The following is a 17,180-nucleotide window of genomic DNA, read 5'->3' on the forward strand; positions in this document are numbered from 1 at the left end:
AGTTGGATACGCACAAAGAATTAATTATTTCAGCAACACCCCAATCGACTGGTCAACCGCAGATTCAGAAATGCTTGCTGAATACAAAAAAATTATCGCTTTTAGAAATACTAGCAATGCTATTAAAAAAGGAACATATACTGGATATAGCAATAATGCCATTAGTGCATTTACTATGGTAAAGGATGCAGAAAAAGTTTTTATACTTTCTAACTTAACCAATGCTACTACAAAGTATCTTGTTACCAATACATTAAACGGAACATGGAAAGATGCCTTTACAGATGCTACAGTAACAGTTGGCAGCGAAATTACATTAGCACCATTCCAATATTTAGTGTTGAAAAACTAATCTAAAAGCAACTTTAGCAAAAAAATAAATTTGCATAAAAAATAAATAACATGAATTTTCAATCTAAAAAAATGCTTCCTCAAATTCGTTTGAGCAAGATAGTTATGCTTTTACTGTTTGTGTTTGCGAACTCATTATGGGCTCATGCACAAGAAATCTTTTCGCCTAACAAAAATCTTTCTTTAAAATTTGAAATAAAAGAAAATGGCGTTCCAACGTACCAATTGACTTATAAGAAAAAGCCAGTTATCCAACCGAGTTCATTAGGTTTAGAACTTAAAGATATGCCTTCATTTATGGATGGTTTTTCCATCACAAATACGGCTCAATCTTCAGTTGATAATAGTTGGAACCCAGTTATGGGTGAAGAAAAAACAATTCGTAATAACTACAACGAATTGGTTGTCACTTTAGCGCAAGCGAAAAACAACAACCGATATATTCGTATTCGTTTCCGTTTATTCAACGACGGATTGGGTTTCAGATATGAATTTCCAAAACAAAATGACCTGAATTATTTTGTAATTAAAGAAGAACGTACTGAATTTCAATTGGCAGGAAACCATAAAATTTTCTGGATTCCGGGAGATTATGACACCAATGAATATGCTTATACGACTTCTAAAATTTCAGAAATTCCTTCTTTAATGCAAAAAGCTACTATCGAAATCAATTCACAATGGCCAATTAAAGAATTAGCGGTACAAACTCCATCTATGATGAAATCAGCTGATGGTTTATACATCAATATTCACGAAGCAGCATTAATTAATTATCCCGCAATGTATCTTGAAGTAGATCCAGTTACCAATAAATTACGTAGTCATTTGGCACCAGATGCTGTTGGTAATAAAGGCTATATGCAAACCGACACACAAACTCCATGGAGAACTATTGTTGTGAGTGATAAAGCAACAGAGATTTTGGCTTCAAAATTGATTTTGAATCTAAACGAACCTACAAGTTACAAAGATGTATCTTGGATTAAACCAATTAAATTCATTGGAATCTGGTGGGAATATTTTGTAGCGGGTAAAAGTACTTGGGCATATGGAGTAGAAAACAATGTAAAACTAACGGATGATTTTTCGAAACTAACGACAAACGGAAAACACGGAGCTACAACGGAACGTGCGAAAGAATATATTGATTTTGCCTCTAAAAATGGTTTTGACGCTATTCTTATCGAAGGTTGGAACATTGGATGGGAAGACTGGATTAATAACTGGAAAGAAGAAGTTTTTGATTATGTGACAGCCTATCCAGACTTTGATGTAAAAGCAGTGCATGAATACGCAGCTTCAAAAGGAGTGAAAATTATGATGCACCATGAAACTTCGGGTTCGGCTACCAATTATGAACGACGTTTGGACCGCGCGTTTCAATTTATGAAAGACAACGGATATAATTCCGTAAAAACAGGTTATGTAGGCAAAATTATTCCACGTGGCGAACACCATGACGGGCAATGGATGGTCGATCATTACATACATGTGGCTAAACGTGCAGCTGATTATAAAATTATGGTTGATAGTCACGAAGCTGTTCGTCCAACTGGATTGAACCGAACTTTCCCAAACTGGATTGCACAGGAATCAGCACGTGGAACAGAATTTGAATCTATGGGAGGACTATCTCCAGACCATACTACCATTTTGCCATTTACACGTTTAATGGGGGGACCTATGGATTTTACACCTGGGATTTTTCAAACAGATCTTTCTTATTATGGTACTGGAAGTACACAACGTGTAAATACTACTTTGGTTAAACAACTGGCATATTATGTTACAATGTACAGCCCTTTACAAATGGCTGCTGATATTCCGGGGAATTACGAGCGTTTTCCAGATGCATTTCAATTCATAAAGGACGTTGCCGTAGATTGGGACAACAGTTATATTCTGGAAGCTGAACCTGGAGATTATATCACTATTGCGCGTAAAGCAAAAGCGAAAAACGAATGGTTTGTTGGAGGAATTACAGATGAAAATGTAAGAACTGCAAATATCACTTTCGATTATCTTCCTGCTGGTAAAAAATATATCGCTACTATCTATGCAGATGCAAAAGATGCTAATTGGAATAAAAACCCACAAAAATATACCGTAACTAAAGTTGTTGTAACTTCTAAAAGTGTTTTAAAACAATACATTGCTCCGGGTGGTGGTGTTGCCATTAGTATTAAAGAAGGAACTACATCTGATATGAAAGGCTTAAATAAGCTCTAAAATTTGTCAGGCTAAGCGTGGCTAACCTTGATTAAATAAAAACGTCAATAATAGTGGACGTAACATATTGAGAATTTTTATTCTTTTCTGTTTCTAAAAAAACACTTCAATTGACGTTTTTGTTTAGTTGTAATAAAATGATAATCAGGTTATTGATATTGTAAAATAAGACGGATTAGCAGTTGTTATTAAATTGATGAAGCTATAGGGTTTAAGTATATATTTGATGAGAGAATTTAACAAACGTTTGAACAGATAATTTTTTTATGAGTTGTTTATAATTGTAGGTTTTTATTTTGATATTTTGATCTGAAATGCTTTATATTATCGATTCTTTTCTGGTGTAGTTTGCAACAATATGAGGTTTGGAAATTGTAAAATTACTTTTTATTTTATTAGTTTTTCAAAAATCGAAAACTATCCTTTTTTGCTTCTAATTGCAATTCATTTTCTTTTTGAATAAAATTCATTTCAATGATTGCTGCCTTTCTTGGGGCTTCATTAGTAATGCTATAATGGGTATGAAGTACATACTGCCATTGGTTGTCTTTGTCTAAAAATAAGTCACCGTGACCTGGGCCATTTATTTTTAATAAATTTCGTGAAATTATAGGATTCGCTGTTGATTTTTTCCAAGGTCCCAAAGGACTTTTACTGGTTGCATATCCAACGGCATATTCAGGATTTCTAAAATCATTTGCCGAATAAATTAAATAATACAAACCGTCTTTTTTCAATACTGTAGGGCCTTCAGCAACTGGCCAGTTTGCATTTTGTGTGTTTTCCCATTGCAGTTCTGCGGCGATACATTCTGTAAGCGTTTCAGTTTTAATACTCAATAAATCGTCATTTAATTCGGCCACAAAAATTCGGTTTCCATTGGTAAGTCTAACATGGTACAAATATTTTTTTCCGTCATCATCTATAAAAACAAAAGGGTCAATTTGTTTTACGGATGCGGCCAATGGTTCTTTAGAGGTGTTTCTGAAAGGACCAAGTGGGGAACTACTTGTTGCAACAGCAATATTTTCATTAGCGGTATACATCATGTAAAACTGATTATTGTATTTCAGTATTTGAGGAGCCCAAAATCCTTGTGAACCAAAGGCTTCCCCTTTTTTCAGGGCAAGACCTCCCTGAGCGCCAACGGGGCCTTTCCAATTTTTTTGATCGGTCGAGGTATAAACCTGAAATCCTTCCCCGTTTAGTGGAGTGTTTCCTGTTGTTGTTCCATATAAATAATAAGTGCCTTCATTATAAAAGATAGTTGGGTCAGCCAAAAAAATATCTTTTAACACTGGTGTTGGAGTAGGAGGAACTGTTGTAGTTACTTCTTCGTCTTTTTGTTGGGAACAGGAATTTAGGCTTAGCCCTAAAAATAGGAGTATAAATTTTTTTTTCATTTGAGTTGGTTTTGTATTCGTTTTTATTTGTGGATCGAAAATTGGTAATAAGAAACCGTCTGGTATTTCTGTCCCGGTTTTAAAGTTATGGAAGGGAAATTAGGCTGATTCGGTGCATCCGGAAAATGCTGTGTTTCCAGTGCGAAAGCTGTTCTGAAATTATCCTTTGCCCTAGATTTGAAAGTGTTTTTACCCTGCATAAAATTCCCGCTGTAAAACTGAATCCCAGGTTCGGTGGTGTAAATGTCCATAGAAATCCCCGATTGGTCTCCGGTAATGCTTGCAGCATGGTTCATCCCTTTTTTGATGTTTCCGTTTAGGACAAAATTATGGTCATATCCTTTTCCGAATTTTAATTGCTCATTAGCCATCTCGATGCGTTCCCCGATAGTATGTTTTTCAATAAAATCGAAAGGAGTTTGGGTCACATTTTCTAATTTTCCTGTTGGAATTAAACCGGCATCAACTGGAGTGTATTTATTAGCAAACAATTGTAATTCATGATTCAAAATAGTTCCACTACCTTCTCCGTTCAAATTAAAAAAGGCATGATTGGTCAAATTAACAATCGTAGTCTTATCTGTGGAGGCTTCATATTCCATTTTTAAGGTTTTATCAGCCGTAATGGAATAGGTTACTTTTATTTCTAAATTTCCCGGAAATCCTTGTTCCATATCAGGAGAAGTGTAGGTTAAAACTAAAGTATGTTCGTTAGTTTTTTTTGCATTCCAAACCACATCCTGAAAACCTTTTTTTCCGCCGTGTAGTGCATTTTCTCCATTATTTAAAGGAACAGTATATTTTTTTCCTTCCAAGGTAAATTTTCCTTTAGCGATTCGGTTTCCAACTCGACCAATTGTCGCTCCAAAATAAGGCTCTGTCGATTTTTTAAATCCGATAACGCTGTTCATACCAACCACGACATCTGTAAGTTTTCCGTTTTTATCGGCTAACCACAAGCCTACTAATCGTCCTCCGTAATTGGTGAAAGCAGCTTTCAAACCATTGTTTTCAATCCAATATAAATGGGTGTGTTTACCGTCTATTACCTCTTCAAAATTTTTAGCTTTTAAAAGATTTTGTGTCGAATCAAAGGCTATTTCTTGATCTATCTCTTTCTGAGTTGAGTTGTTGCTTTTATTTTCTTTGCATGAAACCTGAAATACAGCAAGAATAAGGACTGCGTATATCTGAATTTTTTTCATTGGTTTAAATTTTATAACGTTTAATTGGAAAAACTATTCGGCAGGAATTTCTAATTTTGTTCCTTCACTAACAGGCTCTCCAAATACTGGAAATCCATTCGAATCCCAGTTTATTTTTTGCATTCTTGGCGCTCTTTTATTCCCGCATCCTTCACCAGGATTTGAGTTGGCGTGATATAAAATCCAGTCTTCTTTCCCGTTTGGAGATTTGAAAAACGAATTGTGTCCGGGAGCAAAAACTTGGTTTTTTACGGATTGTTGGAATAATGGTTTCTCTGATTTTTTCCAAGAAGAAGCGTCTAGTAAATCCCCGTTTCCTTGAAAATGTAATAAACCCAAAGCATAAAAATCAGTCCAACATCCACTGGCAGAATACACGATAAACACTTTGTTATTGTGCATTAAATACTGTGGTCCTTCATTGACATTGACTTGAGGAGGATTATTCGGGTCGTTTAAAGCACCGTGTGTTTCCCAATCGTATGTTGGGGAAGAAATCAAAACTCGATCTCCTTCTATTTCATAAGGGTTTTTCATTTTGGCGATGTAGATATTCTGCTGTCCGTTAGTGTCGTCTTCCCATCCAGCCCAAATCATGTAAAGGCTATTTTTGTAACTAAAAACATTTCCGTCAATAGCCCATTTATCTGTTTTTGCAGCAACTTTTCCTTTAAATTCCCATGTTCCTTTAAAAGGATCTTCCGATTTGTTTTCTAAGACATACATTCTGTGAGTGGCATTGTCTCCATCGTCTGCGGCAAAATATACGTACCATTTACCGTCAATGATATGAAATTCCGGTGCCCAAATGTCTGCGGAATAGTCTGTATTTTTTGGAGCTGTCCAAATGGTTTTGCTTTCGGCATTTTTTAAATCAGCCAGATTTTTTGTTTTCCACAAAACCAGGCGATTTTGCAAGGTATGAGTATAATAATAATAGCCTTTGTAATAGGTGCTGTACGGATCTGCCCCTGATGGCAAAATAGGATTGGTAAAGGTTTCTTTTTGCGAATAGGTTTCCGAGTTACAACCCGAAGCAATTATTAGTACAATGAGAATTAAATATTTTTTCATAATAATAGCTTTAGTTTGATTTGTGATTTAGAGCATCAATAACTTCTTTGTTAATGGCGCTTATTTTTTCGAAATCCATTTTATCCACTTTTCGGTCATAAGTCATGAATCCATTTACTTCACCTTCAACATCAGTCGTTTGGGTGTAAACTGCGGCTGAGAATCCGGTTTTGACTAATTTTTTTAGCTCATTGGCATACTTAATGTACTCATTAGTGACTTCGGTAGCATTCTTGAACTTGATATAACCCCAATTATCGTTTGCTTTCCATAAATGACCTTCCAGAGGCAATCCAATTCCTCCATATTCACCAAGAACGGTAATTCTTCTGGCATCATAAAGATACAATTCAGGGCCGGGATAATTGTGTAAATCCAAGATGTCGCCTGTTTGAAAATGGTTCCCACCACTTGACGAATTGACTAATCTACTTGGATCGTGATTTTTAGTCCATTCGGTAATTTCAACCGTTTTGAATTGTCCCCAAGCCTCATTAAAAGGTACCCAAACTACAATACTTGGATAAGAATACAAATGATCCATGATCTCTTTCCATTCTTTTCTGTAAATTGCTTCCGATTTGGGAGTTCTTTGTAATTCAGTACCTTCAAAATATTTTTTATTTTGCCATAAAGGTTGGTCATCTCCACTTGGCATGTCTTGCCATACTAAAATTCCCATTTCGTCGCAATGAGTGTACCAGCGTTCTGGTTCTACCTTAACATGTTTGCGAATCATATTAAAACCTAATTCCTTGGTTTTAACAATGTCATATTTTAACGCTTCATCAGTTGGAGCAGTGTACAATCCGTCAGGCCACCAACCTTGATCCAACGGACCAAATTGAAAATAGTCTTTATTGTTTAGTTGCATTCTAACTACGCCATTTGCATCTCTTTTAGAGCTAATTTTTCGCATGGCAAAATAACTTTTTACCTGATCGATAATTTTTCCGTTGCTAATTAATTTCACATTGGTTTTGTACAAAAAAGGAGATTCCGGAGACCATAATTTGGGATTATTTAAAATGATTTCCAATTTTTCTCCAACGGAAGCTTTTCCTGTTGCAATTGTTTTTGAATCATCATAAATACTTACTTCGAATACGTCGCCATAATTGGCTCCCGCAATTTCAGGTTTTATAGTAATCTTATTTTGATCGATATTTGGGGTGGTTTTAATCGTTGTAATGTTCTTTTTATTGACAGGTTCTATCCAAACCGTCTGCCAAATTCCCGTAACTGGCGTGTACCAGATTCCTTCTGGGTTTTTCACCTGTTTTCCTCTTGGTTGCGGCCCATCATTGGAAGGATCCCACACTTTGACTGTTAATTGCTGTGTTTTTCCGGTTATAAAAGGAGTGATGTCAAAAGAAAATGGAGTGTATCCACCAGTATGGGAACCTATTTTAATTCCGTTCAACCAAACTTCAGTTTCCCAATCTACCGCACCAAAATGAAGCAAGATATTTTGTCCTTTCCAATTGGATTCCAAAGTGAAAGTGGTGTTGTACCAAAGCTCATTTTTAGCGCCCACTTCTTTCATCACGCCTGATAAACTGGATTCGACAGCAAATGGTACCAGGATTTGCCCATCATATTTTGCTGGAGCTGGTTTTCCTGCTTCTTGAATAGCATAATTCCATAATCCGTTAAGGTTTTTCCATTCCTTGCGTTCCATTATAGGACGGGGATATTCAGGAAGTACCTGTTTTGGATTGACTTTATTCGCCCATTCTGTTTTTATTTTTTCTCCTGCAGGTTTCCATTGCGCGGATAGTGATAATCCTAAGCATAAAAAAAGGAGTACTGTTGCATTTTTTTTCATTGGTATATTTATTTTGGTGCACCTCATTAAAATTGAAGCGTTATTTTCTTTTCTATGACTTAATAAATTACCAGACCATTTAAAAACGGTCTGGTAATTAAACAAACCACTAACTAACCAAATTTTTCGTGACGTTTTAAATTAATAAAAACGCCCCTGTTTTGATATTAATTTACCAGCTTTAAAGTCGACCAAGAATAAGGTTTGTCACTACTATTGGTTGAAATACTTTCGGTATAATTATTTGCTCCTTTTTCTCTAAGTTCTATGTTGTAACCTATTCTGGTTTGTTTTGCAGGCATTCCTCCTAGTATGATCCAAGGAATTTTAATTTCTGTTTGATAACCGTTTGAAGTTTTGACCGTTGTTGTTGCAACTTCTTGCGAACTGTTTAGTTTTTTCCATTTACTATTTTCTCCTTCGTATATTGAAAAAAGATTAGAATGTCCTAATTCCAGTTTAAAAATTGATTTTCCCGGAGCAATTAAGCTTCTGTTTTTAGGATCTAAATACAAATTGAAACCATCACTGTCGGTTAAGGCATTTGTACTTACAATTTGACTGTCTTTTATTTGGGCAAAAACATATAAATATTCGCTATCATAGGTAAAATTTGCTTCTAGTTGAGTGTTGCTTTTTTGGCCAATGAAAACAGGTTTTCCTTTTTGCCAAACTGCTTCATTACTTTGTCCGTCGATTATGGCGGTTTCATTTATCGCATTAATTTCCGGAATAATATGTCCTTTTATCATCCAGACTTGTGATGAGGTTGAAAATTGGTTTGTGGTTGTTAATGCAACAACGGTATCATCATTTAAAACTTTAATGCTATTCCATAAAGCCGATTTTCCGCTGGAAAGTAGAAAAGGAGTTGATTTTCGGTTGAATTTTTTAGCCTCATTTGTTCCAATAACAACTTTCATATCGGCATTGTTGATATCGTTTGTAGCTCTGTTTTCAGTTCCCTGATAAGACATTATAACTTCCCCTGTACTGATTTGCGACAAATATGGTGCACCGGCATAAATCGGATTACTCAATGTTTCTTCCAAAGCATAGTTTCGGTTATTGCTGTTTGCATCGACAGTTTGTTTCCAGTTTTCGGTAATTGAATTTCGAATGATATACGGTTTGAATTGATTATCAATGCCATTGTCCTCAATAGAAAAAACAATTTCGGTTTGATTTTTTAATAGAATAGGAGAGGGCATCCCATCTCTTTTTCCTGCTCTGTAACTCACAATTTCTGGAGTTGTTGACCATGTTAACCCATTATCTGAAGAACGAATCAGGGAAATATTTTGTTCATTTGAATTGCGGTACACATTTTCATTGGAAAAAAACAATTGAATTTCTCCACTCGGAATTTGTAATGCCGAAGGTTCCCAACAGCCATTTTCAAATTCTGAACTGGCTTCATATACAATTTGATTTTCTTTCCAGGTCAAGCCTCCATCATAACTTTTAATTGTATTGATAGAAAATTTTTCGGTGTTGTTTCCGTTGCCAATTGGTCTTGGATTATAACAAATTAAAATAGAATTATCTTTTAATTGTAAAATATCCGGTGTGGTCATATTCACCAAAGTATTTCCGGAAACTACCGTAATAGGTGTACTCCAAGTGCTGCCAAAATCAGTACTGGTTTTAACCAAAATGGCACCGCCAGATTCATAAGTACATATTAATTTTTTATCGGTTAATTGCACTAGTCTGGCGTATCCATTGTAATTTGTACTGTTTTTATCCGAAACTTGAATTAAAGTCGTGTAATCCCAAGCGATTCTGACACCTTCAATAGCTGGTTTGGTGGCAATATTTTCTACAACTGGTTTTTCATCATTTCCATCAGACGAGTCGCTACAGGAGAATAATGGAATGAAAAGAAGTCCCAGAAACACATAATTTATTTTTTTCATTTGTTACTTTTTAGGATTTGATTCTGTTTTGGTTAAACCAAATTTTTGCACCAAATTGTTATACTCTTTTGTAGAAATGGTAATCATACAACCGTGTCTTGCTTTTTCAGGTAGGCTGTATTTGTCCCAATCGCTGTAAAAAGTATATCCTGATGCCTGAAACCATGGTCCGTTTAAATTATCTGAAATAGATAATCCGTAAGAAACTCCCGGGTATTGCTCGTAATACATATACCAGATTTTATCATCAGGAGATGGAATCAACATCGGAGCTTCTCTGAAATTTGGACTGATTGATTCCTGAGGCAAGGAGTAAGGTCCTAATAACGATTTTGATTTAGCAATTCGGATGGTTTTTCCCGTTGTCCAATATAAAGTAGGGTAGGTTTCATCTTTTAAAATGGCGTAATAGGAATCTCCCACTTTTCTGATGAATACATCAATTGTTCCCATATCCCAATCAAATAATCGGTTTGGAGTGCCTTCAAATGTTTTTAAATCTTTTGATAACACATAAAGGGTTCTTTGGCTTGCCCAATAAGCTTCGGGATCTTCTTTAGACCCTGGTTTGTGAGGCGTGTGCCAGGTTAGTATAAATTTTGCTGAGTCTTTGTCATAATACAATTTTGGAGCACCTATTCTTTGCAATGCGTTGGAATAATCAGGTGTGCTTTTTAGATCTGGCGTATAAACAGCATGCTTTTTCCAGCTTATTAAATCACTAGAAACCCATATATTAATTTCTGGTGAATCATCGCTGGTGTTGCCTGCTATATAATAGTTGCCGTCTGGACCTTTGCAAATATCCGGGTGTCCTTGATATTCAGGGAAAACTCTTTTTCCGTTGTTTAAATTAGTCCAATGCAAGCCATCAAGACTTACAGAATAATACAGTCTGCCGTAATCCGAATGTGTCATGTGTGCAAATAAATAGGCTTCGTTTTTTGGTTTTGCATTGCTTTCTAGCTGTCCGGGTGGGGTGGGTTGCTGTGCATTTGCGAAAAATCCAAACAACAATATTCCTAAAAAAAAGAGCTGTTTTAATGTGTTGTTCTTCATCGGTGTTGTCTTTAACTTATGAATTTGAAATTCTATTTTGGATTATTTTTGCCACAGATTAAAGGATTAATCATTTGAATCTGTGGCAATAAATAATTGTTTAATTCTTTTTATTCGCTTCAGTAGTTAATTTTTTGATTAAATCAGTTTCTGCTTTTTTGTAAGGTGTACCGTCAGTATGAAATATTTCATGAAACCATAGTTCCGGTTCCGAATCGTATTTTTTAGTCCAGCTGTCCCAGGAATATTTTGTTTGGCTTTTGCCATCAACAAATCCCCAGTTGATCATTCCTACATTATACTTTTTTGCAATTGGTAAAAAGCCTTCAAAAGTACTTCCGTTTGGACGTGCCATATATTCTGTACAAATCATTGGTTTTCCGTAACGTTGCAATTGCTTGATTACTTTTTCAAAATCCTGTGGCTTGTTGTAATTGTGAAAAGAAATAATGTCTGATTGTTCTAATTGCAGTTTGTGCATTGGTTGCATTTTAGTTTCATCACTCCAATCGCCAACCCAAACCCCTGAAGTCAAAGGCTGTGATGGATTAGTTGATCTTGCCCATTGAAACGCTTTTTCCAGAAGAGGTAATATTAATTCGGCTTTATTCTTGATTTCTACCGCTTCATAAGATGGTCCGGTCATGTTGTCTGGCTCATTCCAAACGTCCCAAGCCAGGATACGATTATCGTCTTTAAATTCAGCAATAGTTTCTTTAATGTATTTTTCTAAACGAGGATATTGTGTGCTATCTTGTAATACTTTTTGTCCTGGACTTTGTACCCAACCTGAATTGTGAACATGTGGTTTCGGTTCTCTTTGTTTACCTGATTTAGGAAATGGATCCCAACAAGAATCAAACAAAACAAATACGATTTTGATATGGTGTTTACTAGCAATTTCTAAAAAACGGTTCATTCGTTTGTAAAGTCCTTCTGCATCATCTTTATGTAATAAATCATGTAAGTAAACACGCATGGTATTCATCCCGATTTGTTCAGCCCATCCTAGTTCTTCATCAATTCTTTTAGGGTCAAAAGTTTCCTCTTGCCACATTTCCAGTTGATTTATGGCAGTGCTTGGGTTGTAATTAGCCCCTATAAGCCATGGCTGTTTTGCATACCATGTTTTGGCCTGTTCTTTTGTCCAAATTTTTCTTTTTTCAACTGCAGCAGTTATTGGGTTATTTTCTTCTGAACATGATTTTGTTTTGTTGCAACTAATTAATAGTGTCCCTGCCAGCACAAGTGCCAGATAAAGTTTTGTCGTTTTCATTATCATTTGTTTTAATGGAACAAAGCTTTGTTCCTTAATTTTACGGGAATGGTTTAAACCATTCCCGTAAAAATCAGTTATTAGTATTCAAGATGTTGATCTAAATTTGGGTTATTTTCAACTTCTACTTGAGGAATAGGTAATCTGTGGTTTTTCCCAACGACAAAGTTGTTAAAATCAGGATCACGAAGTGCGATTTTATCAACAGAAGTTTGAGTGTTTAAATCTCCCCAACGTTTTAAATCTTCCCAACGAACACTTTCGCCAGTCAATTCTAATACCCTTTCTATTTTTAATCGTTCCAAGAATTTAGCCTTATCAATTCCTATTTCTGGATGGACAATAGCTAATTTTTCCAGATTTACACGAGCTCTTACCATATCTACGTATTGATAAGCATCAGCTGTATTTCCGGTTTCATTTAAAACCTCGGCATAGCGTAATAAAATATCAGCATAACGAATTAGCCTATAGTTTACTTGGCTGAAGTAATCTTCGTTATCTCTATAATAATCTCTACTACCCTTTCTAAACCATGCCTCATTTCCCCATTCCCAGTTTTTATTGTACGTTTTGTCTCCAAAATCAGCAAACAACCCAGGATAGAATAAAGTGTATCTTAAACGTACATCTAAATCGTTATCTTTATTTCTTTCTTCTTTGAAGGCGTCAACAATCCACATTCTGGCTTGCCCATCAGACCAACCGATACTTCTAGGTGCAAAGAATTGAGCACGGTTACTGGAAACAGCAGCACTTTGACCTTCACCTGTACCTCCTTTTCTTTGGTCTCCAAATTGAATTTCAAAAACCGATTCACTGTTGTTTTCATTCACATCAGTAAAATTATCTCTGTAATTTGAAACCAAACTATATCTTGCTCCTGCTCCTGTAATTAAATATTCCAAGGCTAATTTTGCTTCTGGCCATTTACGTTGTTGCATGTATGTTTTTGCTAGGAATGCTTTTGCGGCACCTTTATCAGGTCTTCCTGTTTGGTCTGCTCCCCATTGTGGAGGCAAATCGATGAAAGCTTCGTTCAAATCTGTTTCTATTTGTGCCCAAACTTCAGTAACATTTTTTTGAACCGGAAGATCAGTAGGCGATGATGGCTCTAAAACAATTGGAATGTTTTCCCATAAAACTGCAGCATAGTAGTAATGCATGGCTCTTAAAAATTTTGCCTGAGCAATAATTTTTTTCTTATCATCTTCGTTTTGAAACGAAATATTAGGAACATTAGCAATTACTTGATTGCATCTAAAAATCGCTTTATAGGTATCTCTCCATGTAACCACGTTTCCTTCCCAAAAGTTGTAATTGATATAATTGAATCTTGTCCAATCGGCTAATTCAATCCATGGACTATTACTGTAGCCTTCATCTGATGTTAAATCTAAACGAAAATAAATCCATCTGGCCCATAAACCATCTTTATAAGACATGGCATAAATAGAATTTACGCCGGCTTGTGCATCACTTTCGGTTTTCCAATACTGTTCTGTTGTTAGGCTATTTGGATTACTTTGTACAAGCTCATTATCACATGAAGATGTAAAAAGAAGGCCTATCAAAACTGTTGTTGTTATAATTATTTTTTTCATTATACTGTTTTTTAAAATTAAAAGGCAAACTCAACACCAAAAGAATAGGTTCTCAAATTCGGAAAAGAACCAATATCTACACCTCTTTCAAAAATATTCCCGTTACTAAACTCTGGATCTAAACCTTTATACTTCGTAATTGTAAGTATGTTTTGGGCTGATAAAGACAGACGAGCACTTGTAAGACCAACTTTTTCTAAAATACTTTCAGGAAGGTTATAACCAAAACCAACATATTTAAGTCGGATGAAATCTCCGCTTTCTAAAAAACGATCACTATCTCCCCTTGCATTCAAGGTAGTTCCTTTTACAATTCGTGGAAAATCAGTATTCGGGTTTTCTGGAGTCCATGGTTGGATACCAGCACGGTAATTGCTATCATCATCAAATCGATCTACTGTACTTCTAAATCCGTTGTAAACAGTAGCTCCATGCGATGCAATCCAGTTCATAGAAAAATCAAATCCTTTGTATTGTGCTCCGGTATTGAATCCCATTTCAAATTCTGGCCAAGGACTTGCTATAATATCCTTATCTTCATTGGTAATTTGACCATCATCATTAACGTCTTTAAAGCGAATGTCTCCAGGTTTTGCGTTTGGCATTATCACAGTCCCATTTGAACTTACATAATTATCAATTTCATCTTGGTTCTGGAACAAACCATCTGTTTGTAGCACAAACCACATTCCAACTGAGTTTCCAGTTCTAGTAATTGTATTTCCTTGAATATGCTCATTTTGACCATTACCCAAAGAAACTAATTTGTTATTCAATTTAGTGAAGTTTAAAGAAGCATTAAATGAAAAGTCATTAATTCTTTTGTTATAAGCCAACTCGAATTCATACCCTTTATTTTCTACTGTTGCAGCATTTGAAATTGGATTTCCTCCGTCATTTCCAGTAGTCATTAAAATTGGGAATCCAAATAAAACATCCTCAGTTCGAGCTATAAAATATTCAGCTGTTAAACGTAAATCATTGTTTAAGATTCCTAAATCCATCCCAAAATTAGTTTGTTTCAATTTTTCCCAACGTAATTCGGAGTTAGCTAATCTTACTTGTGTTGCAGAAGGGTATAAAATTTGTCCATTTCCCATAACAATAGCACCAAATGTATTAATGAACCCTTGGTATTCGTAATTTCCAATATTACCACTTCCTAATTCTCCATAACTGGCTCTTAGTTTTAAGTCTTTAATGAAATCTATTTTAAAGAAAGGTTCATTACTTACTCTCCATCCTAATGATGTTGATGGGAAATTACCCCATTTATTTCCATCACTGAATTTTGATGAACCATCTCGTCTAAAAACAGCATTGAATAAATAACGATCGTCATAGTTGTACTCTAATCTTCCTAGATAAGATGTAAGTGCTGCCTCTTGTCTAAATCCGCCTACCTCTGGTGAGTCTCCTAGATCTAAAACATCAAAATAGGAACCAGTGCTTGGATTAACCAAAAGATTTCTCTTTGTACCATAAATTTGGTTGTAATTATCTTTTTGGAAAGTTTGACCCACTAATGCAGTAACACTGTGTTTTCCAAATTCTTTATTAAATGTTAGAGTATTCTCTAATAACTGTGTCTGTGATCTCCCTTTGTTTTGATTTATGAAAGATTGTTCAAAAGGTTGATTTAATGTCCAGTTACCCAGCTTTCTAATAAAATTGTAGCTATCAAAACTTGTTTCATAACCAAAATTAAAACGGTATTTTAAGTAGGGAGCAAATTTTATTTCAGACCAAATGTTTCCTTTAATTCTAAAGTTCTCATTAGTTGTGTCTAAAAAATTTGCTAATGCTAATGGATTTGTCCCAAAAGTATTGGCAACATCAGATTTTCCATATCCATATCCGCCTGGATTGCTTGAGTCGTATACTGGAATTGTAGGCAATAATCGATAAACATCAATAATTGGGTTTCCAGACATTTCGTCTGTTTTTGAATTGCTAATAGCTAAGTTTTGACCAATACTAAAAATTCCTTTGGTTCCACTTGAATTAACACGAAATGATACTCTATCAAAATCCGTTGATACTACTGTTCCTTTATTTCCAAAATAATTTGCAGACATAAAAAAAGTTGAATTATCTCCTCCTCCTGAAAAACTAGCATTGTAATCCTGAATTAATCCTGTGCTAAAGACCTCTTTTTGCCAATCAGTGTTAACTGCCATGTTGAGGTTTTGTCTTGGAATTCCAGCATTATCATACGCCTGATTATTGAATTTTGCAAACTCCTCAGTGCCCATTAAATTATATGTAGGCATATTGGTAAGGCTTGTTTTTGAGGAAACTTCAATTTTCAACGGCCCCTTTTTTCCTTTCTTTGTTGTGATAATAATTACACCGTTAGCCGCTCGGGATCCATAAATAGCTGCTGCAGATGCATCTTTTAAAACCTGAATACTTTCGATGTCATTTGGGTTAAAATCCCTGTTGGCTGTAGTAATCAAACCGTCAACTACATAGAGAGGATTAGTCCCCTGAAGATTTTTAAGTCCACGGATTTCTATACCGGCTTCTTGTCCTGGTCTACCTCCACCTCTAACTTTAACACCAGTTACCAAGCCCTGTAAGCCTTCTGCAACTGTTGTTACTTGTCTTTTTTGGATTTCCTCTGCTTTGACTACCGAAATTGCTCCGGTAAGATCTTTCTTTTGTTGTGATCCGTAACCTACTACTACAATCTCATTCAAGGCAAGAATATCTTCAACTAGAGCAATATTAACTACTCTTTCTTTTGTGATATTGGCTTCTTTAGTTTTGTATCCTTGATAACTTACTACAAGTATTTGGCCTGGTTGTGCCATTATAGAAAAATTCCCATCTAAATCGGATGTGGTTCCACTTGTTGTATTCTTAATAAGTATATTGGCAAATGGAATAGCTTCTCTATTAGTAGCCGAGGTTATTTTTCCAGTAATTTTAATTTGTTCCTGGGCGTAACTTTGTTGTAGTAAAAAACTAAAAAAAAGCAAGAGATAATATCTCTTCTTAAAAATTTGGTTGGTTTCTGTTTTCATTTATTTTTCATTTTAAATAGTTTTATTCGTTTTGGTATAGTAATGATTATTAGATTTAATCGTCTCTGATTCGAGAAAAAAAATAATCAATAACATTTGTTATTAAACTTGAATTCATTTTTTTTGAAATTAGTAATTGTTTTATTAATAGCTATTTTTTTTATTGATATAATAATTTTGTTCTAAATAAAATATCGATA

Annotated in this window: 10 protein-coding genes and 1 pseudogene; 2 read left to right on the plus strand and 9 right to left on the minus strand. The window is 35.1% G+C overall.

Annotation, left to right across the window (positions count from 1 at the left end):
• Window positions 1–352 (plus strand): annotated as a pseudogene (locus AAGV33_RS15510) (alpha-amylase family glycosyl hydrolase); the annotation flags it as partial.
• 50 nt (window positions 353–402) lie between these two features.
• Window positions 403–2,583 (plus strand): glycoside hydrolase family 97 protein, encoded by a 2,181-nt coding sequence (locus AAGV33_RS15515; protein ID WP_373393220.1) that lies wholly within the window; start codon window positions 403–405, stop codon window positions 2,581–2,583.
• A 395-nt stretch (window positions 2,584–2,978) separates the two neighbouring features.
• Here the strand turns inward: AAGV33_RS15515 and AAGV33_RS15520 are convergent, their stop codons facing one another.
• The 9 genes from AAGV33_RS15520 to AAGV33_RS15560 form a co-directional block, all read right to left on the minus strand.
• Window positions 2,979–3,986: a glycoside hydrolase family 43 protein gene (locus AAGV33_RS15520; RefSeq protein ID WP_373393222.1), complete on the minus strand. Its 1,008-nt coding sequence runs from the start codon at window positions 3,984–3,986 to the stop codon at window positions 2,979–2,981.
• Between the two features lie 23 nt (window positions 3,987–4,009).
• Window positions 4,010–5,191, minus strand: coding sequence for an aldose epimerase family protein (locus AAGV33_RS15525; RefSeq protein WP_373393223.1), 1,182 nt, complete (start codon window positions 5,189–5,191; stop codon window positions 4,010–4,012).
• Window positions 5,192–5,224: 33 nt separating this feature from the next.
• Window positions 5,225–6,265 (minus strand): glycoside hydrolase family 43 protein, encoded by a 1,041-nt coding sequence (locus tag AAGV33_RS15530; protein ID WP_373393225.1) that lies wholly within the window; start codon window positions 6,263–6,265, stop codon window positions 5,225–5,227.
• A gap of 10 nt (window positions 6,266–6,275) precedes the next feature.
• On the minus strand, window positions 6,276–8,093 hold the full coding sequence (locus AAGV33_RS15535) for a glycoside hydrolase family 2 protein (protein ID WP_373393227.1): 1,818 nt from the start codon (window positions 8,091–8,093) through the stop codon (window positions 6,276–6,278).
• A 167-nt stretch (window positions 8,094–8,260) separates the two neighbouring features.
• Window positions 8,261–10,012, minus strand: coding sequence for a sugar-binding protein (locus AAGV33_RS15540; protein WP_373393229.1), 1,752 nt, complete (start codon window positions 10,010–10,012; stop codon window positions 8,261–8,263).
• A gap of 3 nt (window positions 10,013–10,015) precedes the next feature.
• Window positions 10,016–11,071, minus strand: coding sequence for a glycoside hydrolase family 43 protein (locus AAGV33_RS15545; RefSeq protein WP_373393230.1), 1,056 nt, complete (start codon window positions 11,069–11,071; stop codon window positions 10,016–10,018).
• A 100-nt stretch (window positions 11,072–11,171) separates the two neighbouring features.
• Complete coding sequence (locus AAGV33_RS15550) at window positions 11,172–12,347, minus strand: cellulase family glycosylhydrolase (RefSeq protein ID WP_373393232.1); 1,176 nt, start codon at window positions 12,345–12,347, stop codon at window positions 11,172–11,174.
• An 80-nt stretch (window positions 12,348–12,427) separates the two neighbouring features.
• The gene (locus AAGV33_RS15555) at window positions 12,428–13,951 is read right to left on the minus strand and encodes a RagB/SusD family nutrient uptake outer membrane protein (protein ID WP_373393233.1); all 1,524 of its coding nucleotides are present in this window, start codon (window positions 13,949–13,951) and stop codon (window positions 12,428–12,430) included.
• Window positions 13,952–13,968: 17 nt separating this feature from the next.
• Window positions 13,969–16,980, minus strand: coding sequence for a SusC/RagA family TonB-linked outer membrane protein (locus AAGV33_RS15560; protein WP_373393235.1), 3,012 nt, complete (start codon window positions 16,978–16,980; stop codon window positions 13,969–13,971).
• Window positions 16,981–17,180 lie beyond the last annotated feature (200 nt).

Origin of the sequence: Flavobacterium magnesitis (assembly GCF_041729735.1) — a bacterium.
In the GTDB taxonomy this organism is placed as follows: Bacteria; Bacteroidota; Bacteroidia; order Flavobacteriales; family Flavobacteriaceae; genus Flavobacterium; species Flavobacterium magnesitis.

What these genes read in the sequence shown, in the direction of transcription:
- AAGV33_RS15520 (WP_373393222.1), bottom strand. Translation starts at nt 3,986, where the DNA reads ATGAAAAAAAAATTTATACTCCTATTTTTAGGGCTAAGCCTAAATTCC.
- AAGV33_RS15525 (WP_373393223.1), bottom strand. Translation starts at nt 5,191, where the DNA reads ATGAAAAAAATTCAGATATACGCAGTCCTTATTCTTGCTGTATTTCAG.
- AAGV33_RS15545 (WP_373393230.1), bottom strand. Translation starts at nt 11,071, where the DNA reads ATGAAGAACAACACATTAAAACAGCTCTTTTTTTTAGGAATATTGTTG.
- AAGV33_RS15560 (WP_373393235.1), bottom strand. Translation starts at nt 16,980, where the DNA reads ATGAAAACAGAAACCAACCAAATTTTTAAGAAGAGATATTATCTCTTG.
- AAGV33_RS15515 (WP_373393220.1), top strand. Translation starts at nt 403, where the DNA reads ATGAATTTTCAATCTAAAAAAATGCTTCCTCAAATTCGTTTGAGCAAG.
- AAGV33_RS15550 (WP_373393232.1), bottom strand. Translation starts at nt 12,347, where the DNA reads ATGAAAACGACAAAACTTTATCTGGCACTTGTGCTGGCAGGGACACTA.
- AAGV33_RS15530 (WP_373393225.1), bottom strand. Translation starts at nt 6,265, where the DNA reads ATGAAAAAATATTTAATTCTCATTGTACTAATAATTGCTTCGGGTTGT.
- AAGV33_RS15540 (WP_373393229.1), bottom strand. Translation starts at nt 10,012, where the DNA reads ATGAAAAAAATAAATTATGTGTTTCTGGGACTTCTTTTCATTCCATTA.
- AAGV33_RS15555 (WP_373393233.1), bottom strand. Translation starts at nt 13,951, where the DNA reads ATGAAAAAAATAATTATAACAACAACAGTTTTGATAGGCCTTCTTTTT.
- AAGV33_RS15535 (WP_373393227.1), bottom strand. Translation starts at nt 8,093, where the DNA reads ATGAAAAAAAATGCAACAGTACTCCTTTTTTTATGCTTAGGATTATCA.